Origin of the sequence: Nostoc sp. CmiVER01 (assembly GCF_034531135.2) — a bacterium.
Taxonomy (GTDB): domain Bacteria; phylum Cyanobacteriota; class Cyanobacteriia; order Cyanobacteriales; family Nostocaceae; genus Nostoc.
This window is the reverse complement of the sequence record NZ_JAVRBU020000005.1, coordinates 1-24,795: the sequence shown is the minus strand read 5'-3', so window position 1 is coordinate 24,795 and position 24,795 is coordinate 1. Positions and strand designations below refer to the sequence as shown.

27 protein-coding genes are annotated in these 24,795 nt (G+C 41.3%); 13 read left to right on the top strand and 14 right to left on the bottom strand.

Annotated elements, in window-relative coordinates; translation table 11 throughout:
• Nucleotides 1-56: 56 nt before the first annotated feature.
• The 4 genes from RMZ43_RS08980 (at nt 57) to RMZ43_RS08965 (ending at nt 2,897) form a co-directional block, all read left to right on the top strand.
• Complete coding sequence (locus RMZ43_RS08980; RefSeq protein WP_322650009.1) at nt 57-704, top strand: histidine phosphatase family protein; 648 nt, start codon at nt 57-59, stop codon at nt 702-704.
• A gap of 85 nt (nt 705-789) precedes the next feature.
• Complete coding sequence (locus tag RMZ43_RS08975) at nt 790-1,815, top strand: glucokinase (RefSeq protein ID WP_322653889.1); 1,026 nt, start codon at nt 790-792, stop codon at nt 1,813-1,815.
• Between the two features lie 45 nt (nt 1,816-1,860).
• Nucleotides 1,861-2,523: a hypothetical protein gene (locus RMZ43_RS08970; protein ID WP_322653888.1), complete on the top strand. Its 663-nt coding sequence runs from the start codon at nt 1,861-1,863 to the stop codon at nt 2,521-2,523.
• A 95-nt stretch (nt 2,524-2,618) separates the two neighbouring features.
• Nucleotides 2,619-2,897 (top strand): type II toxin-antitoxin system ParD family antitoxin, encoded by a 279-nt coding sequence (locus RMZ43_RS08965; RefSeq protein WP_322653887.1) that lies wholly within the window; start codon nt 2,619-2,621, stop codon nt 2,895-2,897.
• 107 nt (nt 2,898-3,004) lie between these two features.
• On the opposite strand, the gene RMZ43_RS08960 is transcribed toward RMZ43_RS08965, so the two are convergent.
• From RMZ43_RS08960 to RMZ43_RS08945, 4 genes are all read right to left on the bottom strand, one after another.
• The gene (locus tag RMZ43_RS08960; RefSeq protein WP_322653886.1) at nt 3,005-3,157 is read right to left on the bottom strand and encodes a hypothetical protein; all 153 of its coding nucleotides are present in this window, start codon (nt 3,155-3,157) and stop codon (nt 3,005-3,007) included.
• A gap of 123 nt (nt 3,158-3,280) precedes the next feature.
• A complete protein-coding gene (locus RMZ43_RS08955) occupies nt 3,281-4,498 on the bottom strand; it encodes an ABC transporter permease (RefSeq protein ID WP_322653885.1) in 1,218 nt (405 codons plus the stop codon).
• A 127-nt stretch (nt 4,499-4,625) separates the two neighbouring features.
• The gene (locus RMZ43_RS08950) at nt 4,626-6,095 is read right to left on the bottom strand and encodes an efflux RND transporter periplasmic adaptor subunit (protein ID WP_322653884.1); all 1,470 of its coding nucleotides are present in this window, start codon (nt 6,093-6,095) and stop codon (nt 4,626-4,628) included.
• An 842-nt stretch (nt 6,096-6,937) separates the two neighbouring features.
• Complete coding sequence (locus tag RMZ43_RS08945; RefSeq protein WP_322653883.1) at nt 6,938-7,540, bottom strand: Uma2 family endonuclease; 603 nt, start codon at nt 7,538-7,540, stop codon at nt 6,938-6,940.
• Between the two features lie 114 nt (nt 7,541-7,654).
• Between RMZ43_RS08945 and RMZ43_RS08940 the strand changes: the two genes are divergently transcribed.
• Together RMZ43_RS08940 and RMZ43_RS08935 are read left to right on the top strand one after the other, a co-directional pair.
• On the top strand, nt 7,655-7,786 hold the full coding sequence (locus RMZ43_RS08940; protein WP_322653882.1) for a hypothetical protein: 132 nt from the start codon (nt 7,655-7,657) through the stop codon (nt 7,784-7,786).
• Nucleotides 7,787-7,984: 198 nt separating this feature from the next.
• Nucleotides 7,985-8,749 (top strand): ABC transporter ATP-binding protein, encoded by a 765-nt coding sequence (locus RMZ43_RS08935; RefSeq protein ID WP_322653881.1) that lies wholly within the window; start codon nt 7,985-7,987, stop codon nt 8,747-8,749.
• Nucleotides 8,750-8,891: 142 nt separating this feature from the next.
• On the opposite strand, the gene RMZ43_RS08930 is transcribed toward RMZ43_RS08935, so the two are convergent.
• Nucleotides 8,892-9,422: an orange carotenoid protein N-terminal domain-containing protein gene (locus tag RMZ43_RS08930; protein ID WP_322653880.1), complete on the bottom strand. Its 531-nt coding sequence runs from the start codon at nt 9,420-9,422 to the stop codon at nt 8,892-8,894.
• Between the two features lie 222 nt (nt 9,423-9,644).
• Between RMZ43_RS08930 and RMZ43_RS08925 the strand changes: the two genes are divergently transcribed.
• A complete protein-coding gene (locus RMZ43_RS08925) occupies nt 9,645-10,019 on the top strand; it encodes a hypothetical protein (RefSeq protein ID WP_322653879.1) in 375 nt (124 codons plus the stop codon).
• A 111-nt stretch (nt 10,020-10,130) separates the two neighbouring features.
• On the opposite strand, the gene RMZ43_RS08920 is transcribed toward RMZ43_RS08925, so the two are convergent.
• Nucleotides 10,131-10,769, bottom strand: a complete 639-nt coding sequence (locus tag RMZ43_RS08920; protein ID WP_322653878.1) for an HAD-IA family hydrolase — start codon at nt 10,767-10,769, stop codon at nt 10,131-10,133.
• The gene (queG, locus tag RMZ43_RS08915; RefSeq protein WP_322653877.1) at nt 10,744-11,718 is read right to left on the bottom strand and encodes a tRNA epoxyqueuosine(34) reductase QueG; all 975 of its coding nucleotides are present in this window, start codon (nt 11,716-11,718) and stop codon (nt 10,744-10,746) included. Before queG ends, RMZ43_RS08920 begins: the two co-directional genes overlap by 26 nt.
• Nucleotides 11,719-12,255: 537 nt before the next feature.
• Between queG and RMZ43_RS08910 the strand changes: the two genes are divergently transcribed.
• A complete protein-coding gene (locus tag RMZ43_RS08910) occupies nt 12,256-12,675 on the top strand; it encodes a ketosteroid isomerase family protein (RefSeq protein WP_322653876.1) in 420 nt (139 codons plus the stop codon).
• 98 nt (nt 12,676-12,773) lie between these two features.
• Here the strand turns inward: RMZ43_RS08910 and RMZ43_RS08905 are convergent, their stop codons facing one another.
• From RMZ43_RS08905 to RMZ43_RS08895, 3 genes are all read right to left on the bottom strand, one after another.
• A complete protein-coding gene (locus RMZ43_RS08905; protein WP_322653875.1) occupies nt 12,774-13,199 on the bottom strand; it encodes an ATP-binding protein in 426 nt (141 codons plus the stop codon).
• A 3-nt stretch (nt 13,200-13,202) separates the two neighbouring features.
• On the bottom strand, nt 13,203-14,876 hold the full coding sequence (locus RMZ43_RS08900; RefSeq protein ID WP_322649996.1) for a SpoIIE family protein phosphatase: 1,674 nt from the start codon (nt 14,874-14,876) through the stop codon (nt 13,203-13,205).
• Between the two features lie 149 nt (nt 14,877-15,025).
• Complete coding sequence (locus tag RMZ43_RS08895; protein WP_322649995.1) at nt 15,026-15,745, bottom strand: response regulator transcription factor; 720 nt, start codon at nt 15,743-15,745, stop codon at nt 15,026-15,028.
• Nucleotides 15,746-16,068: 323 nt separating this feature from the next.
• Between RMZ43_RS08895 and RMZ43_RS08890 the strand changes: the two genes are divergently transcribed.
• Together RMZ43_RS08890 and ftsE are read left to right on the top strand one after the other, a co-directional pair.
• Complete coding sequence (locus tag RMZ43_RS08890) at nt 16,069-16,824, top strand: WecB/TagA/CpsF family glycosyltransferase (RefSeq protein WP_322653874.1); 756 nt, start codon at nt 16,069-16,071, stop codon at nt 16,822-16,824.
• A 259-nt stretch (nt 16,825-17,083) separates the two neighbouring features.
• Complete coding sequence (gene ftsE, locus RMZ43_RS08885; protein WP_322649993.1) at nt 17,084-17,830, top strand: cell division ATP-binding protein FtsE; 747 nt, start codon at nt 17,084-17,086, stop codon at nt 17,828-17,830.
• Nucleotides 17,831-17,895: 65 nt separating this feature from the next.
• Here the strand turns inward: ftsE and RMZ43_RS08880 are convergent, their stop codons facing one another.
• Both RMZ43_RS08880 and RMZ43_RS08875 read right to left on the bottom strand, forming a co-directional pair.
• A complete protein-coding gene (locus tag RMZ43_RS08880) occupies nt 17,896-18,693 on the bottom strand; it encodes an armadillo-type fold-containing protein (protein ID WP_322649992.1) in 798 nt (265 codons plus the stop codon).
• 415 nt (nt 18,694-19,108) lie between these two features.
• Nucleotides 19,109-19,687, bottom strand: a complete 579-nt coding sequence (locus RMZ43_RS08875) for a hypothetical protein (protein ID WP_416212443.1) — start codon at nt 19,685-19,687, stop codon at nt 19,109-19,111.
• Between the two features lie 699 nt (nt 19,688-20,386).
• Here RMZ43_RS08875 and RMZ43_RS08870 point away from each other — a divergent pair.
• Complete coding sequence (locus RMZ43_RS08870; protein ID WP_322653872.1) at nt 20,387-21,283, top strand: alpha/beta fold hydrolase; 897 nt, start codon at nt 20,387-20,389, stop codon at nt 21,281-21,283.
• A gap of 520 nt (nt 21,284-21,803) precedes the next feature.
• Here RMZ43_RS08870 and RMZ43_RS08865 read toward each other — a convergent pair.
• On the bottom strand, nt 21,804-22,391 hold the full coding sequence (locus RMZ43_RS08865) for a Uma2 family endonuclease (protein ID WP_322653871.1): 588 nt from the start codon (nt 22,389-22,391) through the stop codon (nt 21,804-21,806).
• Between the two features lie 165 nt (nt 22,392-22,556).
• Between RMZ43_RS08865 and RMZ43_RS08860 the strand changes: the two genes are divergently transcribed.
• On the top strand, nt 22,557-23,012 hold the full coding sequence (locus tag RMZ43_RS08860; protein WP_322649989.1) for a nuclear transport factor 2 family protein: 456 nt from the start codon (nt 22,557-22,559) through the stop codon (nt 23,010-23,012).
• A gap of 409 nt (nt 23,013-23,421) precedes the next feature.
• Here RMZ43_RS08860 and RMZ43_RS08855 read toward each other — a convergent pair whose 3' ends face one another.
• Nucleotides 23,422-24,114 (bottom strand): hypothetical protein, encoded by a 693-nt coding sequence (locus RMZ43_RS08855; protein ID WP_322653870.1) that lies wholly within the window; start codon nt 24,112-24,114, stop codon nt 23,422-23,424.
• 338 nt (nt 24,115-24,452) lie between these two features.
• Between RMZ43_RS08855 and RMZ43_RS08850 the strand changes: the two genes are divergently transcribed.
• Nucleotides 24,453-24,752 carry a helix-turn-helix domain-containing protein gene (locus RMZ43_RS08850; protein WP_428850712.1) on the top strand — a complete coding sequence of 100 codons (300 nt, stop codon included), beginning with the start codon at nt 24,453-24,455 and terminating at the stop codon, nt 24,750-24,752.
• Nucleotides 24,753-24,795: the final 43 nt, after the last annotated feature.

Here is a 24,795-nt window from a genome sequence, read left to right as displayed (position 1 = left end):
CAGATATCTATATATTTGTTTAGCGGCGAATTCTATTCACCGGAATAATTAAACCCATGAGTCAAATAGTTTGGATAGCAAGACACGCTAACCGCCTCGACTTCGTAAACCCTGATTGGTTCCTCACCGCCGAACGACGCTATGATCCGCCCTTGTCTGATGATGGTATGGTGCAGGCACAACAGTTAGCTAGACGATTGAAAGGAGAAAAGATTGGACATATTTTCGCTTCTCCTTTCCTGCGAACCGTACAAACGGCGAACGCAGTTGCAGAAATGCTCAACTTGCCAATCAAACTCGAAACAGGCTTGAGTGAATGGCTAAATCCAGTTTGGATGACAGAAGAACCCGAAAGACTCTCAACTCCAGCATTAGCAAAGTTATTCCCTAGAATTGACACCAGTTACACTTCCCGCATCGCCGCCAAATATCCTGAAACTCACGAAAAAGTGCGAGAACGTTCTGGGCAAACTGCGAGATGTTTAGCTACTGAGTTCTTCCCAGAGGATATCTTGCTAGTGGCACATGGCGCATCTGTGTTGGGCGGAGCAATGGGGTTAGTAGGGGAAATTGCCAAAACAGAAGTTAAGGCTTCTCTATGTTCCTTAGTAAAAGTGGTACGCGAAGATCCAGAATGGTTATTAGAACTAAAAGGAGATACTTCCCATTTAACCCACATAGAAGAAGTTATTCGATTTGCTTAAACCTCTGATAGAGATTTGGGTTCATGACTTCTGCTAGGTTGGGTATATCTTACAAAAAAAGTAATTTAATTCACCAATAAATTCTATGACTTTGTTACTAGCAGGAGACATCGGCGGTACGAAAACTATTCTGCAATTGGTTGAAACATCAGACTCATCAGCAATACATACTATTTATCAGGAAAGTTACCACAGTGCCGATTTTCCTGATTTAGTACCGATAGTGCAGCAGTTTTTGGTTAAAGCAAATACATCTATACCAGAAAAGGCTTGTTTTGCGATCGCAGGCCCCATTGTCAAAAATACTGCCAAACTGACCAATTTAGCCTGGTTCCTAGATACCGAACGTTTAGAAAAAGAATTGGGTATCCCGCATATTTCTTTGATTAACGACTTCGCCGCCGTTGGCTATGGCATTTCAGGTTTACAAAAAGAAGACTTGCTGACATTGCAAGTTGGCAAACCTCAACCCGAAACCCCTATTGGAATTATTGGTGCTGGTACTGGTTTAGGACAAGGATTTTTAATTAAGCAGGGGAACCGCTATCAAGTCTTTCCCTCAGAAGGTGGACATGCTGACTTTGCCCCTCGAAACGAGATCGAGTTTCAACTGTTGAGATACCTGTTAGGTAAACATGATATCCAACGCGTTTCTGTAGAACGCGTGGTTTCTGGAATGGGAATTGTGGCAATTTACCAATTTCTGCGCGATCGCAAAATTGCCGCCGAATCACCAGATATTGCCCAAGTCGTCAGAACTTGGGAACAAGAAGCCGGACAAGAAGAGAAAAGTGTTGATCCTGGTGCTGTCATTGGTAAAGCTGCACTAGAAAAACGCGATCGCCTCTGTGAACAAACTTTGCAATTATTTGTAGAGGCTTACGGTGCAGAAGCTGGCAATCTTGCCCTGAAACTCCTACCTTATGGTGGTTTATATATTGCTGGTGGAATTGCGCCCAAAATCCTGCCCTTAATTCAAAACAACGATTTCTTATTAAATTTCACCCAAAAAGGCAGGATGCGCCGCCTCCTTGAAGAGATCCCCGTGTATATTATCCTCAACCCACAAGTAGGGCTAATAGGTGCTGCTTTATGTGCTGCTAGGTTATAACAGCTAGCATCATCAGTGAGATCGGCATCTCAAAAGGCAAAAAATATGACAATTAAAAGTCTGTTGCCACTAATCGCCGCCACACTCGTTTGTGGTGGCTCTGTTTTTGTGGAAGCGCGTCAACCCAAACCTACTACGGCTGTTGTTAAACCAAAGGTTTCTCAACCCAAACTTCCGGCGACTGTTGTTAAACCAAAGGTTTCTCAACCCGTGCAGCCAAAATGGAAGTTATACACTGCACCAGATGGACGCTTTAGTATTTTGATGCCGGGAAACCCCAACAGAAATACTCAATACCAAAAAACTTACATGGGGGAAATTACCTTACAAATATTTGTCGCTCAACCACCAAAACAGCAAGTAGCTTATGTAGTTGCTTACAATGATTTTCCTTATAGTTATGGTCAAGTAACTGATCCCCAAGCTTTACTTAATAATGCACGGGATATGGCTTTAAAGACTACAAAAAGTAATTTAATTAGTCAAAGAAATATTCGTAGTTCCAATAATCATCCTGGTAAAGAAATTGAGTATATCAATTCTGGAGGGAAAATTACTAGAAGTAGAATGTATGTTGCCGAAGGAAGATTATATCAAGTAATGGCAATAACTACAAAAAAACAGCAAAAGACATTAGCTAAAACCATTACGGGATATTTAAATTCTTTCCATGTAGTTTTGAAAAAGCCAGACAATTTTGGATTTTAGATTTTAGATTGATTCTCAAGCCTTAAGCATGCTTTCAAAAGTGTATTATTAAATCATACACTTTGAGAAGTTAGCTTTAAGCAGGAGAATTTCTTATGAGAACGACACAGGCACTCACTATCACATTGCCCCATGACATGTTGGAGATGGTCAAGGCTAAAGTCACCTCTGGCGAATATGCTACAGAAAGTGAAGTTATCCGGGATGGTCTGCGTACTCTCCAGGCGCGTGACGCTGCTATAGAAAAGTGGCTGCGCGAAGAAGTTGTTAAAAGCTATGACGAATGTGAAGCTGATGCAACGCTGGGTGTCCCCGCAGAACAGGTTATAGCGCGTATCCGCTCCCAGTACCGGAAGCGGACAACAGCAGAGTAACGCTAGATGAAACAATACAGCGTCATCTTCTCGCCACGGGCAGAGCAACAACTTGGCAGTCTCTACGCCTATATCGCTGACCGTGGCGGGGAGTAACAGGCAGAGCATTACATCAGTGGCATCATTGCCTTTTGCCAGAGTCTTTCCACCTTCCCAGAACGCGGAACCAAACGCGATGATCTCAGACCGAATTTGCGGATTATCGGGTATGCCAAGCGGGTAACAATCGCTTTTTCCGTAGAACCTGATCGGGTAATCATCCACGGCGCTTTTTACGGAGGACAGGATTATGATTCTTTTATACGGGAGGAGTTATAAATCCGATCAGAACTGGATGCGATTAAGCGTAAGGATGGGGTGGCTTGCGATAAGCTTGTTGCTCACTAAGCACTTCTTAAGGCCACAATCGGGTCGAGTTTAGCAGCGCGACGTGCAGGAACAACACCAAAGAATAAACCGATACCACCAGAGACACCAACTGCCATAGCGATCGCTGCTGGAGAAAGTGCCGCTTCTAAGGGAGTCAAGGCTGCTACTAATAGAATGCCACTTATACCAACCGCAGTCCCAACTAAACCGCCAGCTGCGGAAACTATTACAGCCTCAATGATGAACTGTAGCAAAATATCTTGCTCAGTTGCGCCGATCGCTTTTCTCAATCCGATTTCTTGAGTGCGTTCGGTGACGGAGACAAGCATAATATTCATGATACCAATGCCGCCGACAAATAAAGATATGCCAGCGATCGCTGCTAGCATTATTGTCAATGCACCTGTAATTTGACCGACAGTTTGCAAAGCATCCTTTTGAGAACGGATAGTAAAGTCGTCTTCACCATTAATTTTGTGCCGTAGACGCAACAAATTAGTAATTTGAAACTCTGCTGCATCCACACTATCTGAATCACGAGCCGCAGCGACAAAATAATCTAAGGCGATACCATAAGGAGAATTCTTTCCCACAAGTCGGTTTGCTGAAGTCGTGATTGGTATTAAAGCAGCATCATCATAATCTGCTCCCACGCTGGAACCTTTGGTTATTAATGTCCCAATAACTTGAAAGCTGGTATTTCCAATGCGTAATTGTTGACCGATAGCGTTACTATTACCGAATAGTTTTTCTGCTAAGTCTCCACCTAACACAACAACTTGGTTACTTCGTTTAATGTCTACCTCAGAGAAAAACCTGCCTTTATCAGTTTCAAAATCCCGCACTGATAGAAAGCTCGGAGTTGTACCAATAATGTTAACATCGGTGTTTCTGTTGCGGTATACAACTACTTGTCTCCTGTTTAACTCCGGCGCAACTCCTACTACTGTTGGTACTTGAGAGGCGATCGCTTCCGCATCTTGTAACACCAAATTTTTTGGTACTTCAAAAGATATACGCTGAGTCTCTCGATTACCTGGCAGTATAAAAAGCACATTTGGCCCTAATGACTCCAGTTGTTTATTAACGTATTTTTGCCCACCTTCGCCAATGCCAATCATGGCAATCACTGAGGCATTGCCAATAACTATACCCAGCATAGTGAGGGCGCTACGCAGCTTATTCGACAACAGGGTTTTCCCCGCCATTTGAATACTTTCTAAAAAATTCATGCCAATTTTGGATTAAAAGTTTTTATTAAAAGGCTGTTCGAGTTATTAGGGTTTGTAGTCAGCACTAAAGTGTTGAAAAAATAAAGACTAAAGTCTTTACTACGAACTTGCTTATCGCAATTTGGGATTATTTATTTTGTTGTTCTTTCGCCTTCTCAATTTTGTAGTCTTTAGGTGGATTAACAAAAATGCGATCGCCTTCTTTAACTCCATCTAAAATCTGAGTTTGGTTTTGAATTTGCGCCCCAATTGTTACTTCGCGGAATTGGGGTTTATTCTTTGCATCAGGTACAAGTACACCAGTTCGACCCTTTTCGGTGACGATTGACACCGTTGGTAACACCAAGGCATTATTGACGCGATCGCCAAGAAAGGTCAGATCCACATTTAAGCCAGAACGCAGTTTATCTGCACCAGTATCCAAAGCAACCCGCACCTGGAAGGATGTCACACCTTGTTCTACTACTGCTTCTGGAGCAATTAGGCGCACATGACCTTTGAAAACTTGATCGGGATAAGCATCAGCGACAATTTCCACCTGTTGTCCGGGTTTAATTCTGCCAAGATCGGCTTCAGGAACTTGAGCTAATATTTCTAACCCCCGTGCTACGGCGACAATTGAACTAGAAGTTGCCGATGCACTAGTAGAAGCAGAAGTTGTGGGTGTAACAAACGCCCCAGGATCGGCATACTTTTGGGTAACAATTCCTGAAAGAGGAGCGCGAATAATTGTATCTTCCAACTGCACTTGTACACCCTTCAACTGAGCCTTAGCCGCTTCAACAGCTGCTTGACGCTGGACAATTTCTTCAGAACGAGTCCCATCTTCTAACAGTATCAATGCTGCCCGTGCTTCATTAACTGCTGCTTGACGTTGGGCAATTTCTTCAGTCCGACTACCACTTTGGACTAGCGACAATCTTTTTTTAGCTTCTTCTAAATTGGCTCTAGCACTTTTGTCTTCACTGAGGGCTTGATCGAATAATTGTTTTTTCTCTGCTCCCTGTTGATATAGATATTGATAACGCTTTACCTGTTCATTGGTGTAATTCACCTTAGCTTGAGCTGCATCAACTTGGGATTGAGCTTGAGCAATTTCTTGGGGACGATTACCGACTTTAGCTTGGGTTAGCTGGGCTTGAGCTTGTGCTAACCGCGCCTTAGCTTGAGCAATTTCTTGAGGACGACTACCAGCAAGGGCTTCGGCAAGTTGCGCTTGACTTTGGGCTAAGTTAGCACGGTACTGGCTCCTTTGAGCCTCAATACCTGCGCTATCCATGCGGGCGAGAATTTGCCCTTGTTGAATGCGATCGCCTTGTTGGACATATAATTGCGACAGCACTCCAGGATTTTTCGGACTAATATTTACGGTCTGAACTGGCACGACTTTGCCACTAGCTGTAATCCGCAACGTGACATTTTTCGCTGCTACTGGCACAGTTAATTGAGCAATGTCTTCTTTATTTGCCCCTTGATTTACCAGAGTATAGGTTGTGGCTGTACCAACAACCAAGACACCCCCTGCTATCAGCCCCATCAGCCAGCGTAATGGATATTTAACTTTGCCAACAACAGGAATTTCTATGTAGGTAGCCATATCTAGAAGCCTATAAATCTTGTTTTATGGGAGTAGCCTGTAGTTATATTGATGATGCCTAGCTGCCCATAGTAAAACCACCCCTTCAGAGCAAACAGCTGCGCTTTTGCTCCCCTCCGCGCTTATGGGGAGTGGTTGGGGCTTCCTCTTAACTATGCTTAATTGAGCGGACATAAATATTAAAGGGCAAGTGCAGGAATACGGTGTTGTTAAAATTTTTGGATTAAATCTTTATTAATAAACTAACAACTAGACGCATAGTTAGCTTCATAGTTGCTTAATCTTCCTTCATAATACGTGTTACATATCTGTATGTCCTCACCTGAATGGGTGACTTTAGCCACAGTCAAATTTCTTCAGCAGACTACAAAGCGAGACCTTAGTAAATAAGCTTTCAGGTAAGGTTTTGAGAATTTACGCAATAAATAATATTAGGACTTACGCACACTCTACGAATTCTCGGCGCTCTTGGCGTCTTGGCGGTTCGAGAAATTAAGCTTTATAGAACAGAAAGGGAATTCAACCCAATCAGTTCGAGAACCACGCTTTTTGAAGTGGGGAACGTAAGAACATGTTTCCCCCTTCATTCTACGGCAGGAGTCAGGGGTAATTTTCCCTCGCTCCCTGCCCCCTGCCTCTTCGTTGAATTTAGGTGGTCGTTTATTGAATTCGGGTAGTCGTTTATTAAATTCGGGTAGTCGTTTATTGAATTCGGGTGGTCGTTTATTGAATTCAAGCAGTGGTTAGGGTGGGGTAAAACCCAATACAGTTCAGTTTTTTCTCTCCCCCTGCTTCCCCTGCTTCCCCTGCTCCCTCTGCCTCCCCTACTCCTGCCTCTTCGGTCAACTCCATACTTCGGTTAAATCCAACACAAACCCAGGTAAGATATCTTCCCCTGACAGATTTGCTGGTTTATTCAAAACTTCTACATCCCGACTTGGGCGATAAATTTCTACCTTTTGATTTTTCCGGTCAATTAACCAACCTAAGCAAGCGCCATTTTCTATATATTCTCTCATTTTGGCGCGTAACTTTTCTATGGAGTCATTTTTAGAACGTAGTTCTAGTACGAAATCAGGGCAAATTGGAGCAAAAATTTCTTGCTGTTCTAGAGTCAGAGCATCCCATCTTTCTTGACGTATCCAAGCAGCATCAGGAGAGCGATCGCTTCCATTAGGTAAATAAAACCCAGTAGATGAGTCAAAAGCTACACCTAATTTTGTTTGACGGTTCCATAACCAAAGTTGTCCGGCAATATCAAAGTTTCGCTTTCCTGTATCGCTGCCGGTTGGTGGCATAACAATCAACTCTCCCGTAGCAGTTCGTTCTAATTGTAAATCTCGGTTAACCAGTGCTAACTGAACAAACTGCTCATGGGTAACTGTGAGTGTAAGTGTGGGTGGAATATTGACGGCTAGAGTTTGGGATAAGTTGGCTTGTGTCATTGTTCCGTCTTTAAACTAGAACCCAAATGTTACAGAAGACTAAAATAGTTTCTCTTTTGATTACTTCCAAAGTAGCATCCAAAAGTTGTTAGGTGCTTTTTCGCATTTTACGTTATGAATTTGCAGCTAGTAATTTCCCAAACAAAAACCTCTGTAGTTGCGATCGCAGATTTAGGTGATATCCTCCGTGCTGAGATCACGAAGTTTGTTCCCAACAGTACGGCGAGCGTAACAACAACCCGATAATTTATCTTGTAATAGTGGTTACTATAGTAATAATTAGATAATACTAATTTGAGCAGTAATTACAATAGATGGAGCGCTCAAAGCAATTACCAGCAACTCTTTCTTTACGAGATGCACTGGTGTTCACAATCTAAAATCCAAAATCCAAAATTGTATAATAAATTACTCTCTTCTCAGTCCCAGATTACTTATTTTTTTATGGCAAACACTATTACAATTACCGATTCCCTATTTCCTAATGCTGTACCAAAACCAGCAATCATTCGACTAGAAAACATTTTTAAAATTTATGGTAGTGGTGAAACAGAAGTACGAGCGCTAAATGATGTCAACCTAATCGTGGAACAGGGCGAATATTGTGCAATCATGGGGCCTTCTGGTTCTGGTAAATCCACAGCCATGAATATTATCGGTTGTCTCGACCGTCCCACAGACGGACATTATTACTTAGATAACCTCGATGTAGCTCAAATAGACGATCGCTCATTGGCACACATCCGTAATAAAAAGCTGGGGTTTGTGTTTCAACAATTCCATTTGTTGCCCCAATTAACAGCCCTAGAAAACGTGATGTTGCCAATGGTATATGCTAGTGTGAACCCAAAAGAAAGAAGCGATCGCGCCATCGAAGCTTTGACAAAGGTAGGTTTAGCAAATCGCCTCAACAACAAACCAACTCAACTATCTGGTGGACAACAACAACGAGTTGCGATCGCGCGGGCGATCGTTAATCATCCCGTAGTACTCTTAGCCGATGAACCCACAGGTGCACTTGATTCGCGCACAACCCAAGAAGTCTTAGATATTTTTAGCGAACTCAATGCTAGTGGAATTACCGTTGTCATGGTAACTCATGAACCAGAAGTTGCTCGTCAAACCCAGCGCATCGTTTGGTTCCGTGATGGTCAAGTAGTACACTCTAATCTGACACCATCTGACTTAAGTAGCGTTGCTATGTCATAGCTTATTAAAGTCCGCCTACCTTTGGCTTTCTCACAGGGTAGGCGAACGAGAGTTTATGCAATAGCGATTTCACAGCCAAAAAGCCCATAATTAAAGCATACGTGATTTTTGACTTTCGCCTTGCGGTAGTCGCCAGTAACGATTACAAACTTGACGTTTTTCCAGTTTCTGCTTGCGTCTCAATTGGCTTAACATCGGTGTAACCCACTTCACCAGATATTGTCCGAAACACCGAAATTTGCTCGTCAAAATCTAATTTTTCAATCTGGGAAACCAGATCAGTAATTGCCTTAGTTGGTTGATAGCTAGCTGGTAGGTCAACTACCTTATCTCCCATAGCTACTGCCCAAGCATACCAAACTAACAGCTGATTGTTTTCTTTTATCGCCCCATAAGCACGAGAATATTCTGTATCTTTGCGGTTAACTATATCCCGCATAATATCTAATTGTTCTTCATCTGATAACTCAAAATAATCTCCTAGCAGAAGTGGTGCTAACTCAGGTTCCGCCGCAGCAGGAGCAGCTGGTGTGATAGAATCACCCATTTTTTTATAAACTAAATAGAACCAGGCTAATTTTGCATCGGTATCCAACTTATTAAACGCATCTACCAAATTTTGAGATTCATTGCTCTGGGCTTGAGAAATATCTTTATCGTAACTTGCAGTCATAATTTTATTTCCAAAGAAATTTTACACACTAAACTAAGGCTTACCAAAGTTTGAGCATCGGATTCTACTATCAAGAGAAAGAGTTATATTAATTTCAAATTGCAGCTTTAATCTATCTTTTAATAGAGGTAAAGCCTCTCCCTTGGGAGCAAGTAAAGAGTTAATTACTTTGTTATACTTTTTTAAGTAAGCAATAAAAAATTTAACTTAAGGATTTTAATTATGCCTGATGAAATAAAGCCCAATGTTAATGAAGCTCCCACCCATGATGCTCAATTAGCTGCCGATAGCATAGCTAGTGGTGAAGAAAATGCGCCAAACGTCGATTTTGATGCTGATTATGCAACTGCACAACAATTCAGCGTTAGTGAAGTTGATCGCACAGGTAAAGGCGCAGCAGCAGCCGATGCAGCCACTGCACCTCAATATAAAACCTCTAAACCAGTAGAGACAAAAACTCAAACGCAGCCAACTGGTAATCCCGATGATTATTCAGAGTTAGCCAAGGAAGTTGGGAATACTAAGACTGAGGGTGTAACTAATGTCAGTGATGATCTAGTAGAACAAGCTTTGGAAAAGGGTGAACGGAAAAATTAAGTTTTCCTGATATTTTGCTATTTTGTAGGGTGGGCATTGATATACATGGCCCACCCTACTGTTTTAGTGAATCGCCAATACTTGAGATGACCAATGATTAATGACTAATGACTAATGACCATTATTCATCACTTCTAGTAGTTCGCTAGGTCGCTGAATTAAATAATCTGGATTTTGCTTGGCTAGTACTTCCGGTGAATTAAAGCCCCAAGTTACTGCAATTACTTGGATGTTTGCTTTCTTTGATGCTTCGATATCTCTGGTTTCATCTCCAACATAAATCACTTCTTGAGGTTGGAGTTGATTTTGCCTTAATACATTATTAATTATGGTTGTTTTACCAAAAATCGTAATTCCTGAGTAGATAAAATCAAATAAGTGATTTAAATCATTAATCGTCAGAAATTGCGTCACATTGTCTTTAGAATTAGAAGTGATAATTCCCAATTTATATCCTTCATTTTGGAGTTCTATTAATGCTTCTTTAATTCCCGGAATTGGCTTTAATTCTGGGATTTTGTTTTTTAATTCTCCTTTAACTTTTTTAACTAAAAAAGGTATCTTAAATAGAGAAACTCCTGAGTATTTAATGATTTCCCTAGATGTTAAGTTTTTAAGGAAGGATAATTGCTCTGGGCTTATGTGTCTAAAACCAAAGTCTACAGCTAGACGATTGGCAATACTTACAAGGGCATCTACTGTATCAGCAATAGTGCCATCAAAATCAAAAATAATTACTTTCGGGGTCATTATTTCGCCTGGATGCGTCAAGATTAGCTAGGGCGTTGCGTCGTAACATTTCTGGCTTAATCCGCCGCAAGGCAGATGCTGGAAATCGTTTATCCCACTCCTGAACTGAGATTTTGGCTAATTCTAGCAGGTGGGGGGCAATATTCGCAGGATTTGGCTGAAACTCTTCAATATCAGTTGTGTTAGCAAAACGTTGATTCCAAGGACAAACATCTTGGCAAATATCACAACCAGCAACCCAGCCTTGCAAATTGGGTATTACTGTCTCTGGCAATTCCTCTGCCCGATTTTCAATCGTATGATAAGCAATACAACGATTGGCATCGACGACAAAAGGCTGGGTAATTGCACCTGTAGGACAAGCCTGAAGACAACGAGTACAGCTACCGCAGTGTTCTGTATGGGGGCGATCGCTCTCTAATTCCAAATTAGTCAACACTTCTCCCAAAAAGACCCAAGAGCCATATTCCCGTGTAATCACATTACCATTTTTGGCAATCCAACCAATTCCGGCAAGTTGAGCCAACACTTTATCTTGCACCGGGCCAGTGTCTGCATAATAACGAGCTAATACACCTTCACCAAGTGATTCTAGCCATCTGGCTAGCTGCTTGAGTTTTTTATGCATTACTTTGTGATAATCCCTTCCCCAGCCATAACGAGAAATTTTGGCGTATTCCTCGCCTTCTGGACGTTGATGTGGCGTATAGTAATTTAGCGCCACACACACTAGCGATCGCGCTTCTGGCATAACTAAGCGAATATCCTGGCGTTTTGGGTTAGCCATCCATTCCATATCAGCGTGATAACCCAGTTCAATCCATGCTTGTAACCTCTGCGCTTCTATGGTATCTACCTTATCTACAGCAGCAATTCCAACCTTGTGAAAGCCCAACTCGCTGGCTTTCTCTTTCACAATATTGCTGCTTGTTACGGAATACTGATTCATTTTTTTATCTAGATTTTGCCTAAATAAAGGCGATTTAATTTTACATTACGTAGTAAATACCTTTGATTAACATTTGTTGCTTATTCTAAGCAATGGGTATAAATAATTATCGTTGAGATAAGGCAGGGAATAGGGCGCAGTTCTTGCTGGGGGAAAAGGGGTTTGAGCCTTGTTTACTATTCTTCACACAGTTTGCTTTTATTGCGCCTACTTACTAATATAAATTTTTTTATAGGGGTTTTCGTTTGGAATCAAAACATGCTATACGCACAGCAATGCTGTGCCCCTACGAGTGGTCTGTATTCCCATGCAATTCAGAACCGCTATATTGCAACATCTCTACCATCGTCAGGAAGATTTATACAAATGTGGCAATCTATCTCAACAGTAGGTTTCTTTTTAGCTATTTTTGTATTGAAATTAATATTTAGGTAGCATATACAAATATTTTTACGATAAACGTAAAAAATAATACAACTCCATAAAGAAACTTATGGAGATTGTTAATTTTAAATTTTGAATTCGGAGCGAAGCGACGTGACCTCTGCTGAACAGTTGAAAGAAGAATTCCAGATCGAAGGAATTACAGAAACAAGTGTACTGCGTTATTTTGAAACCTTAAATGCAGGAGAATTTGAGGCAACAGCTGCCTTATTTGCCCAAGATGGTGTGATGCGTCCACCATTTGAATCTGATATTGTGGGAACACATGCGATCGCAGCCTACTTAAAACAAGAAGGCCAAAACATTAAAGCTTATCCCAACACGGGAATAGCTGAAGCTTTAGAAAACGCTACGATTCAAGTCCAAGTAACAGGCAAAGCACAAACTTCGTGGTGTAGTGTGAATGTCTTGTGGTTATTCATCCTCAACCAACAACGGCAAATTTCATATACTAAAATCAAACTTTTAGCTTCTCCCCAAGAGTTACTTTCTTTACGTCGTGAAAACTCGTAAACAAGTATAATAGCTTAGGTAATGTTTGATCCTACCCCAAACAAAATCCAATACAGTAAATTCACATAACACATTACTTAAAAAACAATAACTTTTGTCTATTTCACTAATTCGGGTAAAGTAGCTTCTAACTTTAGACAGTTGGCACCATCAATTTGCAACTGATAGTCTACTTTATCCATCAGACGATTCATAATTAGCCAACCATAACCACCTTCTTGTTTTTCCATCGGGTTTGGAGCATAGTAGTCAGACATATCAAAGCCTTCGCCGTAGTCCCAAACTTCGAGGGCAAGATCCCGATTTTTAACTTCCAAACGTAGTAAAATCGGTAAATTTGGTTTGTCCTTATGGGCATGACGGACTGCATTTGAGTAGGCTTCTACTAAAGCCAGCCTCAAACGGCTTGATTGTCGTGACCAGTCTACAGATTCTCCTAGCTGGATTTTCAAACATCCCAGCAGCCAGGTTTCGACAATATTAAGAAAACTTAAGTCACTTGGTACCTGAAGCTCACTTTTCATTACTTACAAAATCTCCAGTGAAAGTATAGTTTGATCATCTTCTTGAACGTTGTTGTCTGCCTGGATGCGGGCTAGTAAATGGTTAAGAGAAAGCGGTTGTTGCTCTTGTTGCAAGAGTTGCCAAAGACCATCTTGATTCAGCATAGAACGGTTAACCGGGTCAACGCCAGACTCGGTTTTTCCTGAGAAAGCAAAATTATTTGATACTGTAGCTTCTGTAATTCCATCGCTGGCCAGCAATAATGTGTCTCCAGCAGCGAGAACCAAGCGACCAGACTGTGCCTGCCACTTAGGCAAGATCCCTAAAGGAACGCTGCGAACTTTTAGGTAATTGGGATTGTCGCTTAAAGCACCTTGACGTGACCATAACAGTGGATAAATATGACCAGCATTAGTGTAGACAAGTTCCTTAGTACTAGGGGTATAACAGGCTAACACAAGAGTGATGAAATAATTGTTGCTAATTAAGTCTTCACTGAGAGCGTGGTTGAGGTTCTGCATGACCACATTTGGCTCGGCTGGTGCTTCTTGAGATAATTCTCGGCGCAAAACTGAAATAACACTAGCCATAAATAAAGCAGCTGGGACACCCTTTCCAGAGACATCACCCACTGCCAACCACAAATCGCCTTTGGGATGGACAAAAACTTCAAAAAAATCGCCTCCTACTTCCCGCGCTGGGTAACAGCAGGCTTGTACTTTCACACCTTTAATGTCAGGTAAAGTTTGACGTAGCAAGTTGTATTGAATTTGGCGGGCTACCTCCAACTCATTGTGAATTTGCTGTTGTTTTTCTTGGAGGCGCTGGTAGAGTTTTGCTTGAGATAGGGCTAAGGCTGCTTGTTCGGCAACACCTGCAATTAGTTGGATGTCTTCGTCTTGCCAAGGGCGATCGCGTCCCCATTGGTGGAGAACCAGCACAGCTAATAAATGCTGCTGATAGCTAAGTGGCACAACTAGGTGGTGAGAAGGATTACCCTCATATACATCTTGAGCAAGTTGATAATGACGGGTTTCCAGCACTTTTTCAGTTAAAACACTGGGGTCGAAGAAGCAATCTGATACATCGTATTTTGGATCGCGGTATAAAAACTCGTCTCGTGTGAGGCGATCGCCCTCTACTGGTCTAAGCAAACAATTGCTAGCTTCAAATGTTTGTCCAATAGTTACGACAATTTTTTGCAGCATACTGTCGTAGTCTAGAGACTCTCGAATTGCCGTTGTTACAGCATTAAACAAAGATTCTCGCTGTAGGGCCCGACCCAACTCTTGGGTGCGCTTTTTAACTAGACGATATGTATCAGTGGCTTGCTCAACTAAGGCTCTGAGTCGTTCAGGATTCCAGGGTTTGGTAATGTACTTAAATACCTGACCAGAGTTAATTGCATCCACCAAATCTTCGACATCGGTAAAACCAGTTAACAAAATCCGAATCGTGTCTGGAAAACGCTCTACGGTGCGACTAAAAAATTCAGTGCCATTCATTTCTGGCATTCTTTGGTCAGAAATAATCACCGCCATTTCACCAAACTGATCCAAGAGTTCCAGAGCGCCAGAAGCATGATTGGCTTTATATACTTGAAAATCTCGCCTAAAAGTACGGTAGAGTAAATCTAAGTTATCTGGCTCATCATCTACCACCATGAGCTTAAGTTTGTCCACCCCAATATCCGCCATATTTAACTTTATTTTTCACATATTTGAATGGCGAGATAATATAATTTTTATCCCACCTGAGAATCAACAAAAAATTAATAACTAATCATTTTCAAAAGCTATCAGTTATCAGTGTTTTAAAACTTGATAACTGTTCACTCAATTTAACCTTATCCTACTAACCCAGAACGCAAGGCGCGGACTGCTGCTTGGGTACGGTCATCGGCACATAGCTTATTCAAAATGTTGCGAACGTGAGTTTTAACAGTCCCAACAGTGATATAAAGCCTTTCAGCAATTACTGCATTACTACAACCTTCGACAATCAACTGTAGCACTTCCAATTCCCTTTCTGTCAGGGTGTAAGGTTGAATTCCTTCTAAATTCTCGACATAATCAGGGTTAGAGGCAATGGTCTTAGTATCTACAAAAGCTGATTCCAACTTTTGCGGATTTTGTTGCGCTTGTTGTAATACAATCCGAGCGATCGCAGGATCGATCCAAGCGTTGCCATTGTAAGTTACTCTTATTGCTTCCAGCAAATTATCAAACTTGATATCTTTCATACAGTAAGAGTCTGCACCAGCCGCAAAAGCTGCTAATACAGCTTCTTTGTTATCCCGCAGCGTCAAAATTAACACCTTTGTTAATAGCTGCTGCCCATTAGCACTAGATTTTACCTCCCGTGTCAGTTCAATGCCATCCTTATCTGGTAAACCAATATCTACAATAGCAATATCTGGTTGTACCATTTTTAACATCTTTATCCCCTCAGCAGCATTGGCAGCTTCACCTACAACCTCAATGTCATCTTTTTGCAGTAGTGCTGTCCGAATACCTACACGAGTTAGGTCATGATCTTCAATCAGAGCGATACGAATTTTACTCATAGCCAACTTCAGACCGTTACACTACCTTAACCAGAAAGTCGAGTTTCGTGATATACTCCCACACTAACTGCAAAGTAGTATAGTGGGGGTTTCTGTTCCCAGAACCAGAGTTACGAGTTGAGCGTTTTATACTTAGTAGAATATTACACTTCAACAATTAAATTTGGGCTGGTTCAGCTCAATTACAAGCGCCCAAGACTAATTAGTTATGCTTTCTATTGTTGCAGGGCAATGGGAATCTCTCGTGCTTAAGTTCTAATATAAAAAATTTGATAAACTTAACATTCAAGTAAATCTGGTGTGAGGTTAATCCAGAATAGGTTATGTCTAAAGGCAATGAAGCATTTTCAGTGTTAGGAATACCAGTTCATGTGATGGCCAACTATCCAGGCTGGTTATTAGAATGCCTGGGTGCAGGCAAAGGAATTCATGTAGTAACGCTCAATGCAGAAATGACTATGCAGGCAGAGCAGAATCAAATCCTAGCTCAAGTAATTAAAAATGCTGAACTAGTGATTCCAGATGGAGCCGGGGTTGTTCTGTATTTGCGATGGCTGTTATGGCAAAAAGTGCAGCGTTTTCCGGGGATTGAACTAGCAGAAAAACTTTTGCAAGAAATCGGGCAACAGAAGACAGGGGCAAAGGTTTTTTTCTATGGAGGAGCGCCTGGAGTAGCCTTAGCTGCGGCAGATTTTTGGCAGCAGCAAATTCCAGATTTGAGTATAGTAGGAACTCACTCAGGCTACCATTCCCCAGAAGAAGAGGCACAATTGCGAGAAACTCTGGCTCAATTGCAGCCACAAGTGATTTTTGTCGGTTTGGGAGTGCCACGTCAAGAGTTATGGATTGCCGAAAACCGCCATTTGTGTCCTCATGCAATTTGGATTGGTGTTGGTGGTAGTTTTGATATTTGGTCAGGAACTAAAACTCGCGCTCCCGCCTGGTTAGGAAATAATAATTTGGAATGGTTGTATCGGCTTTATCAAGAACCTTGGCGTTGGCGGCGGATGTTGGCTTTGCCAGCGTTTGCTGTGAAAGCTTTTGTTTATCGTTTGACAGCAAGGGGTGCAATTAGTTGAGAGTGGGGCATGGGGATAAGGAGACGTGGCGCAGAAAAAGATCAAATACTATCTCTGTGTAAGAGTGTCCCCGTGTCCAATGCCTAATGCCCAATTCTGAGTGCTATTACTTAGTTAGTATTAAAGTCTTCAAAAAATTTAAATTTTCTTTGTTAAATTTTCAATTCCCAGGCAAAACCTGGGAATCCTTATTTTTGATAGGAATAAGCTAATCTAAACCCCTAAGCTATTTGGTTGTGGGGATAAGGAAAATTTAACAATGCCAGTATTAACAACTCAAGTTAAAACAGATAAATCCGTTCATACAGAGGACAATAAAACTCAACAGCATGTTAGTAATACTACTGTCAAGGTGCAATTGCAATCTGTAAGCAAGACTTATACTAATGGCACTCACGCCTTGTTAAATGCGAACCTTGAGGTAAAAAAGGGAGAATTTCTGTTTATCACAGGGCCAAGTGGTTCTGGTAAATCAACGCTCTTGAAACTGCTGTATGGCCAAGAGTTAGCGACGCAGGGAGAAGTGATTGTTGATGGATGTAATGTAGCGGGTTTACGAGGCGATCGCTTGTCATTATTACGGCGACGGATTGGCATTGTGTTTCAAGACTACAAACTGATTACCCAGCGAACAGTAGCGGAAAATGTGACTTTTGTCCTGCAAGCTCAAGGGTATACTCGTAAAGAAATTCAACGACGCTTAAAACCAACCTTGAAGTTGGTAGGTTTGCTGAGTAAAGCTGACTGCTTTCCAGATCAACTGTCTGGGGGAGAGCAACAACGGGTGAGTATTGCTCGTGCGATCGTTGGTACACCACCCCTACTTTTGGCGGATGAGCCAACAGGAAATCTCGATCCAGATAATTCCTGGCAAGTGATTCAGATTCTCCAGAAGTTAAATTCCTTTGGAGCTACAGTAATTGTTACTACCCACGATGAACAATTGTTACGGCGATGCAATCATCCGGTAGTGCAAGTTCGCAATGGACAGTTGTCTCGAAAATAAGCATTGGGCATGGGGCATTGGGCATTGGGAGCAGGGGAGAACAACAAATGACAAATGACCAATGACTAAAAAACGTGGTGCTTGACTTTGGCTGATACGGGTGTGAAAGTTGTTGCTGTTTTGGGGGGTAGAACTTGTAAGCGATGGTCTTTGACCGACCGGAGGTCATCGCAGGCTTGTAAACTCTTAAAAGCTGCCTCTCTGATCGCAACTTCTTCTTCTCGACTGAGTAGGAGTTGCAAGCATTCCACAATATCTTGCTGCACTGAAGAATCAACTCGCTTACGGCTGATGATTTTAGTTAGTTGACGTAGGGCAATCATCCGTTTTAATGGATCTTTTTCTGTTAAATTTACCAACAACTGATCGAGGTGGTCTTCTTCTCGATTTTCATAGAAGTTGACAATTTGCCAGACCAATAAAATTAAAGTTAACAGTGTTCCCACGCCTTGCACAATAGCACCAGCAGCAATCCAGGAACTGTAAGAATCAACCCAAATAGCAGCGGCCATGTAAGTAGTGACAGTAGCAAGACCACCACTTATGACTGCTAAGACTAACCGACGATTTGAACTGTTTAAGAACTTACGTATTTTAGACCAGTGTAATTGCCAGTCCCACTCCTGCATTGAGTAAACCAATACCATTATCCCAACGCCGATTGAGAGAGCCAATAACAGCATCCAGTTCCATAACAACATGGCGACGACAATTGTTAAGAACCCAAGAAAGCCTCCAGGCCCAGAGAAGTGCTTAAATGTTTGCTGCTTTGTTGCTCCCTTTGTCTTGAACAATGGATGCAACCACTTCCAATTGGGGATCTGGTTGATCAATTGCTGCCAAGAAGACGAAGCCTGTGCCACAGTGTTTACCTACTTGATTACGAAATTAACTATTGTATAAGTTTTACTACAGTTGAAGAAAGGGTGAAGACCCAAACCACAAAATGCCCGGTTTTTAAGGGCAGCATAGTAGACTAGTACAGCACGGCGGAAATCAAGATACCATTTTAAATGGCTCAGAGCAAGGGCATGAATCAATTCAAAATTTAAAATGACGCTCTCTACGAGACGCTAAAAGCGAACGCGGACTCGCTCTAAGCGAAGCCATGCCGTTAGCACAGCGTAAAGCCTTCTCTACGAGAGGCTTTACGCTGTGCTAACAAAATTAAATACGGCCAGACCCTTCAGGTGGGGTTTCCACCTGCCTTGGGATACAAGGATTTTTTCGCCCACAAGGAGCGAGGTTTTAAACCTAACTTTTTTTCATAAAGGATTTTTAAAGACAAAAACGAAAGTTATCAAGGGTAAATTGCCCATCAAAAGCACAAAAGGTAACGCTGTAAATGTTATCCCCAGTTATAGATAATAAGGTATTGGGGGAAATTCCCGAGTCTGAATTGGCAAGATTGGCGCTTGGTAGTACAGTTTGAGCGATGAGTTGGCGATCGCGATCGTAGGCGGAAAGCACCAGTCGTTGCGAACTAGTGACAAAGGCGCTAACCGAATTAACCGACTGCAAGAAAGTAGCCTCTAAGAATCCGCTTTTGGGCGCTCCCATTAAAACTGTTAGCCCTGAATAGGCTGGAAATGCTGGATTTGATGGCTGTATTGCTATAGAATTGTGAAAAATTACTCCCCAGCGTTCATACTGGCACTCTACTGGTTCAAAACACTTTAAGTCTTCTAAGTCTAAACAAATACAAGTAGGTACACTCACTCTGCCAGCGTCAATAGCTGACTCCACCTGATCCCCCCAAGCTGAAACTTTAATTTCATTTTGTATATTAAAGTCAAGCGCAAATTTAGCGTCTTCAATCGTTGGTAGTTTATTTAATTGAAGAGTAGCCTGTACCATAACATCCCGCCTTACCATTACTAGATAATAAATAGATTTACTAATACATCAAAAGCTATATTTCTACATGTTTAACTAGAATTAATAGCTTGTTAAAATAAGCATTTTTAATCTTATTGACGCTCAAAATTATTTATGAGTTTCTTCATAGGCTACCATAAAAACTTATGTTTTATTTTCGGCTTAGTGATCCTTGCTACAACGGCAAACCCTTGTAATACAGTAAATTCAAGGCTCAGTCACTTTTTGTTAGGAAAAAAAATCACCAAATCTTTATAAGTAATCCAGTAATTTTATATCTACTTAATCTGATGCTAGGAAGAAGTCTTAAAGTGATTGGTTCGCCGATAATAACAATGAGTGAGGAGTTTGAACTAAATAAGTAAGTATTCTGAGGTGACCAAAGGAGATGCGTTAACTCATCCTACAGCTTCAAGCCGTGGATAAATCTAGTCAAGAAATCATTAGTTATTATTCATTAGTACTTTTTTCACGATTTTCGCTAAGGGGGCACTAATGATTAGTGACTAATGACCAAGACAGCGAGTAGTAATATCATCCGATACATTGAAGGAATAAGCTTATTCACTTACTTTTGTGACGCGGATAAATTATCAAACGCTTTCTCCGTGTACAGTTGTCTACTGATTTACTTTATTACTCAGGTTATTTAATTACTACAGTCAACAAAAAGTACTTATGTTTCAACCACAAGGATTTGAACAACGCTCTATAAATACCTCTCTAGGTAGGATGGTATATTATACAGCCACTGGATCGCCTTGGCAGGACAATTTTACAACAAAAGATGATCGGGAAACTTTAGTGTTTCTGCACGCCTTTGGTGGTGGGTCTTCTGCTTATGAGTGGTCAAAAGTATATCCGGCTTTTGCCGCCGAATATCGGGTAATTGCGCCAGATTTAATCGGTTGGGGTAGGTCTGAGCATCCGGCACGGAGTTATAAGATTGAAGATTATTTAACCACGATTCGGGAGTTTTTCGAGCAGACTTGTACCGGGCCAGTAACAGCGATCGCTTCTTCTTTGACCGCAGCCTTTACAATTCGAGTAGCATCAGATCATCCTGATTTATTCAAATCTTTAATTCTCACTACACCAGCCGGACTTTCCGACTTTGGCGAAGACTACTCTCGTAGCTTTTTCGCCCAGTTAATCAGCGTTCCCTTTGTTAACCGTTTACTTTACAGCACTGGAGTAGCCACCAGTGGAGGTATTCGCAGTTTCTTAGAACAACGGCAATTTGCTCAATCTAATCGAGTGTACCAGGAAATTGTAGATGCTTATTTACAATCTGCCCAACAGCCTAATGCTGAGTATGCAGCACTCTCTTTTGTCCATGGCGATTTATGTTTTGATTTATCCCTTTACATTCAACAACTGACCACTCCCACCGCCATTATTTGGGGACAAAGGTCGGAATTTACAGGCCCCTCAATTGGTCGCCGCCTTGCCGAAATTAATCCCCAAGCAATCCGATTTTTTCAACAGTTGGAAGATGTGGGGTTAACACCGCAGTTAGAGTTACCAGCAGTGACAATTGGGTTAATTCGCCAATTTTTGCCTTTGCTTAATTAGTGCTTTGTTCAGTAGTATATCGGTAGGGGCGCACAGCCAGATGTGCGCCCCTACGAGTATCTCTATTAATTATTTATTTCTGTAGCTTATCCATGCGGAAAGCGCTATTATATGTAGAAAGTATTGCTTCTGCGCTCTTGAAACCATATTCTCAAGCCTATACAAATCTGGTGCGTAATACTGATTCGTCCATAACAGGCATAGACAATATTATAGGAAATTTGCGTAAAATTGATTGGACGAATAGGTAAGAATAAATTTCTAACAATTTCACAGACTGGAAAAATTTGACTTTTCAACATACTATAGATTGCTTAGATCAGCAAATAGCAAGAATAAATAATTGTGAATACGAGAATAGTTTAAAAGCAGATTTAATAACTCGGACATTTATTTGAATTATTGAAAATGGGAAAATCTCTTTCTCGCAAGCTCAATTAAATGCTGCTAAACAGACTTTGCTACCACTTTGGGAAAAAAGTTGCTTTGAAATGCGCCATGTGTATCCGAATAGATAAAGTTACATAATCTGCTCTAAATGCAACACAAATCCAGGTAGTACATTTTCTCCTGATAAACTAACAGGATTGTCTAATATCTCTACATCTTTACCTGGACGATAAATTTCTACTCGCTTGTTTTTTCGGTCGATTAACCAGCCTAATTGAGCGCCATTTTCGATATACTCCTGCATTTTCTCTTGCAATTCTTTTAAGGAATCAGTACGAGAACGCAACTCTACTACAAAATCAGGACAAATCGGGGCAAATTTTTCTTGTTGTTCTGGGGTTAAAGCATTCCACCGCTCAATTTTTATCCAAGAAACATCAGGAGAACGTTCTGCACCATTAGGTAAGGTGAAGCCACTTGAAGAGTCAAAACCTTTGCCTAATTTAGTCTGTTTATTCCAGATTCCTAACTCAACAACCATATCAAAGTTACGGTTGCCAGTATCACTACCTGTAGGTGGCATAATTAATAATTCCCCTGATGCTGTACGCTCAAATCGATAATCGCGGTTTTTCTGACACATCTGGAAAAATTGCTCATCAGTTAAGTCAATTTTCAATTTGAGTGTAGAAGGTAAAGTGGTTGTCGTGACGTTCATAGGCTATTGTGAGCATCTTAATTTATAGTGTAGTGTTGTGTGGAGAGTGATCGCATGATGAGGTGATGGCGATCGCACTTTACCTAATTAAATAAATTTGTCTACCTATTCGGTGCAGCTTTACCCAAATAGATTTGTTTAGAACCCTTGGGAATAGAAATCCAGATGCTTTGGTTATCTCGATGGCTAGTGTTAGGAATTATATTTGTTAGCTTAACTTTTAGCGCACCTTTATTTGCCAGTCAGTCTATGAACCAAGAAGATATCCAGATATTAATAGAAAAAGCTAAAGATGCATGGGTTGCTCAAGATGTCGATACCCTTGCACAATTGTTTACGGTTGATGGAGAACTAATCGTGCCTGGTCAATGCTGGCGGGGACAAGAAAGAATTCGAGAAGGAGTTACTCATTTTAAACAACAGTACTCAGATGTAAAAATAGTCATCCAACGGATTATTATTGCAGCAAACCAGGCAGCAGTAGAGTGGTACTACGAAGATACGGAAAAGGCGACAGGTCGTCGTAACAAAGCTGATGACGTAATTGTTGTAGATTTTAGGGATGGTCAAATTAGTCGTTGGCGTGAATATTTTGACACACAAACGCCCAATAACAGATAATTGCACTAGCGGTAATAGTCAAAATCTCCTTAATTCAAAACCAATTAAGGAGATTGGAGTGTCAAAATCAATTTGTAAGATAAAAAACACAAGACGTTTACCACCTCAGACCGCTCTGATGAAGAATTTAACCTTCCCTTGGTGCTAATGAAGTGGAGGAAGCGACAAAAACTCCACACCGTCAACGCATTTAATTTACACTGTTCAAACATCTGCGGTCGCTCTCCTTCGATGTTCGATAATGGGTCACAGCGGCATAACACCCATACAGTGTTGTCTGTTTTCATTTATTACAATAGCTAACAGTTGAGTGGAAAACTCCTCCTCTAGGGTAGAAATACTAGCTAGCCAAAAGAGAGAGCTATATTGTTCAAGCTTATCTAAAGTAATGTTTTAATTCTGTATAACTTTAGCTGCTCATTTGACGTCGTTGGGACTGTTCTTGGTTAAACTGCTTTTGTTGTGGTGTTAATTGCTTGTAATCACTTGAAGATTGCATATCCCACTGTAATTCCGCTAGTAACAGTAAACTAACGGTCATAATTAGCCCCGTTGAGAGAAACTGCATGACACCGCAGTAGGGTAAAACTATGATTCCCAGTAAATGAATAAACCCCATCAGAAGAAATGTGCGTGAACGCATTCCTACGCCGGTGCAAAAGTATCCGATAGCGCTTAATCCTAACCATAGTGGACACAGACGGATCAAGACCTCTCCCCATCCCAAAAAAATGCTTAGATCAGTCAGGATTAAACCCGCTAGGATTAAGATCCCCCAGCTATAAACAACCCAGCGTAGCTGTTCTACAGTTGCCCAAAACCAAGTTAAACTTACCATGCCAATCGCACCGAATAAGGTAAGCACTGACCACAAAATCGCCTGACTACTCCAGCTAATGGGTAGAAACTGGGCGGTTACAAAAATCCCGGATGAAATGAGTCCCCAGAGAATAAATGCTTGATCAACGCGAGTATAAAACTTTGAGAAGAGGATTAAATTTCCAATTTGGTAGTTTAGACACAGTAGACCTTGAATATCTTGAAAATCTAGCTCTTGCTGTTTTTCACGGAGGAGCGGCTCAGATAAATTGAAAAAACTCATTGATAATCTATTACTATCGGTAGATGGAAGAAGCTGTTACTCTATCCAAAGAGGTATTGTTATTTAAATATTAACAAGTAAAAAAAGTAGATTTAAAATTGCCTTGAAAAAAGACTGATTTTTAAATTTTGGATTTTTAATGAGACAGCAGCGATGGTTAACCCGCTTCGATTAAGCTTCGTTCAGTTAAGATGATTCCGTTCAATAAGCAGTAGCGCAGATCCACCCTGGTCAGGTCTACTTCCGTGAAATCAACATAACTAAGTACAAGTCACCGGAAAAAAGGGTCGGAAATAGAGGAAGATATCCTCTGTAGGGTTGCACAAAAAAAATCGGACATGCAGGGACGTATCTCAAGTATCCAGGTTCAAATGACTGGTGAGCAACAAGACGTACTAAACAGTTGGCTGCGTAAGTCAACAACTCCTGTGGGTTTAGCAAAACGCGCCCGTGCAATATTAATGTTGGCATCAGGGGAAACTTTTTGTAAAACCAGTGAGTATGTTGGAATGGGAGAACGTCATATCAGAAAGTGGGCAAGACGATTTATAGAGCAAGGTATCGAAGGATTATACGATGGCAAACGACCGGGACGACAAGAAAGTTTTTCCCCCTCAAGTCGCATTGTATCTGGTTAAAATAGCTTGTGAGCGACCCGATATGATGGAGCGCTCATTATCG

Excerpts from the sequence above, each read along its gene's own strand:
- RMZ43_RS08895 (WP_322649995.1), bottom strand. The coding sequence starts at position 15,745 with ATGAGTAAAATTCGTATCGCTCTGATTGAAGATCATGACCTAACTCGT.
- RMZ43_RS08920 (WP_322653878.1), bottom strand. The coding sequence starts at position 10,769 with ATGACCCCGAAAGTAATTATTTTTGATTTTGATGGCACTATTGCTGAT.
- RMZ43_RS08855 (WP_322653870.1), bottom strand. The coding sequence starts at position 24,114 with ATGAGTTTTTTCAATTTATCTGAGCCGCTCCTCCGTGAAAAACAGCAA.
- RMZ43_RS08925 (WP_322653879.1), top strand. The coding sequence starts at position 9,645 with ATGCCTGATGAAATAAAGCCCAATGTTAATGAAGCTCCCACCCATGAT.
- RMZ43_RS08890 (WP_322653874.1), top strand. The coding sequence starts at position 16,069 with ATGTCTAAAGGCAATGAAGCATTTTCAGTGTTAGGAATACCAGTTCAT.
- RMZ43_RS08965 (WP_322653887.1), top strand. The coding sequence starts at position 2,619 with ATGAGAACGACACAGGCACTCACTATCACATTGCCCCATGACATGTTG.
- RMZ43_RS08900 (WP_322649996.1), bottom strand. The coding sequence starts at position 14,876 with ATGGCGGATATTGGGGTGGACAAACTTAAGCTCATGGTGGTAGATGAT.
- RMZ43_RS08980 (WP_322650009.1), top strand. The coding sequence starts at position 57 with ATGAGTCAAATAGTTTGGATAGCAAGACACGCTAACCGCCTCGACTTC.
- RMZ43_RS08940 (WP_322653882.1), top strand. The coding sequence starts at position 7,655 with ATGAATTTGCAGCTAGTAATTTCCCAAACAAAAACCTCTGTAGTTGCG.
- RMZ43_RS08955 (WP_322653885.1), bottom strand. The coding sequence starts at position 4,498 with ATGAATTTTTTAGAAAGTATTCAAATGGCGGGGAAAACCCTGTTGTCG.
- queG (WP_322653877.1), bottom strand. The coding sequence starts at position 11,718 with ATGAATCAGTATTCCGTAACAAGCAGCAATATTGTGAAAGAGAAAGCC.
- RMZ43_RS08975 (WP_322653889.1), top strand. The coding sequence starts at position 790 with ATGACTTTGTTACTAGCAGGAGACATCGGCGGTACGAAAACTATTCTG.
- RMZ43_RS08945 (WP_322653883.1), bottom strand. The coding sequence starts at position 7,540 with ATGACACAAGCCAACTTATCCCAAACTCTAGCCGTCAATATTCCACCC.
- RMZ43_RS08960 (WP_322653886.1), bottom strand. The coding sequence starts at position 3,157 with ATGATTACCCGATCAGGTTCTACGGAAAAAGCGATTGTTACCCGCTTG.
- RMZ43_RS08875 (WP_416212443.1), bottom strand. The coding sequence starts at position 19,687 with ATGGTACAGGCTACTCTTCAATTAAATAAACTACCAACGATTGAAGAC.
- RMZ43_RS08905 (WP_322653875.1), bottom strand. The coding sequence starts at position 13,199 with ATGAAAAGTGAGCTTCAGGTACCAAGTGACTTAAGTTTTCTTAATATT.
- RMZ43_RS08870 (WP_322653872.1), top strand. The coding sequence starts at position 20,387 with ATGTTTCAACCACAAGGATTTGAACAACGCTCTATAAATACCTCTCTA.
- RMZ43_RS08860 (WP_322649989.1), top strand. The coding sequence starts at position 22,557 with ATGCTTTGGTTATCTCGATGGCTAGTGTTAGGAATTATATTTGTTAGC.
- ftsE (WP_322649993.1), top strand. The coding sequence starts at position 17,084 with ATGCCAGTATTAACAACTCAAGTTAAAACAGATAAATCCGTTCATACA.
- RMZ43_RS08970 (WP_322653888.1), top strand. The coding sequence starts at position 1,861 with ATGACAATTAAAAGTCTGTTGCCACTAATCGCCGCCACACTCGTTTGT.
- RMZ43_RS08930 (WP_322653880.1), bottom strand. The coding sequence starts at position 9,422 with ATGACTGCAAGTTACGATAAAGATATTTCTCAAGCCCAGAGCAATGAA.
- RMZ43_RS08935 (WP_322653881.1), top strand. The coding sequence starts at position 7,985 with ATGGCAAACACTATTACAATTACCGATTCCCTATTTCCTAATGCTGTA.
- RMZ43_RS08950 (WP_322653884.1), bottom strand. The coding sequence starts at position 6,095 with ATGGCTACCTACATAGAAATTCCTGTTGTTGGCAAAGTTAAATATCCA.
- RMZ43_RS08850 (WP_428850712.1), top strand. The coding sequence starts at position 24,453 with ATGCAGGGACGTATCTCAAGTATCCAGGTTCAAATGACTGGTGAGCAA.
- RMZ43_RS08865 (WP_322653871.1), bottom strand. The coding sequence starts at position 22,391 with ATGAACGTCACGACAACCACTTTACCTTCTACACTCAAATTGAAAATT.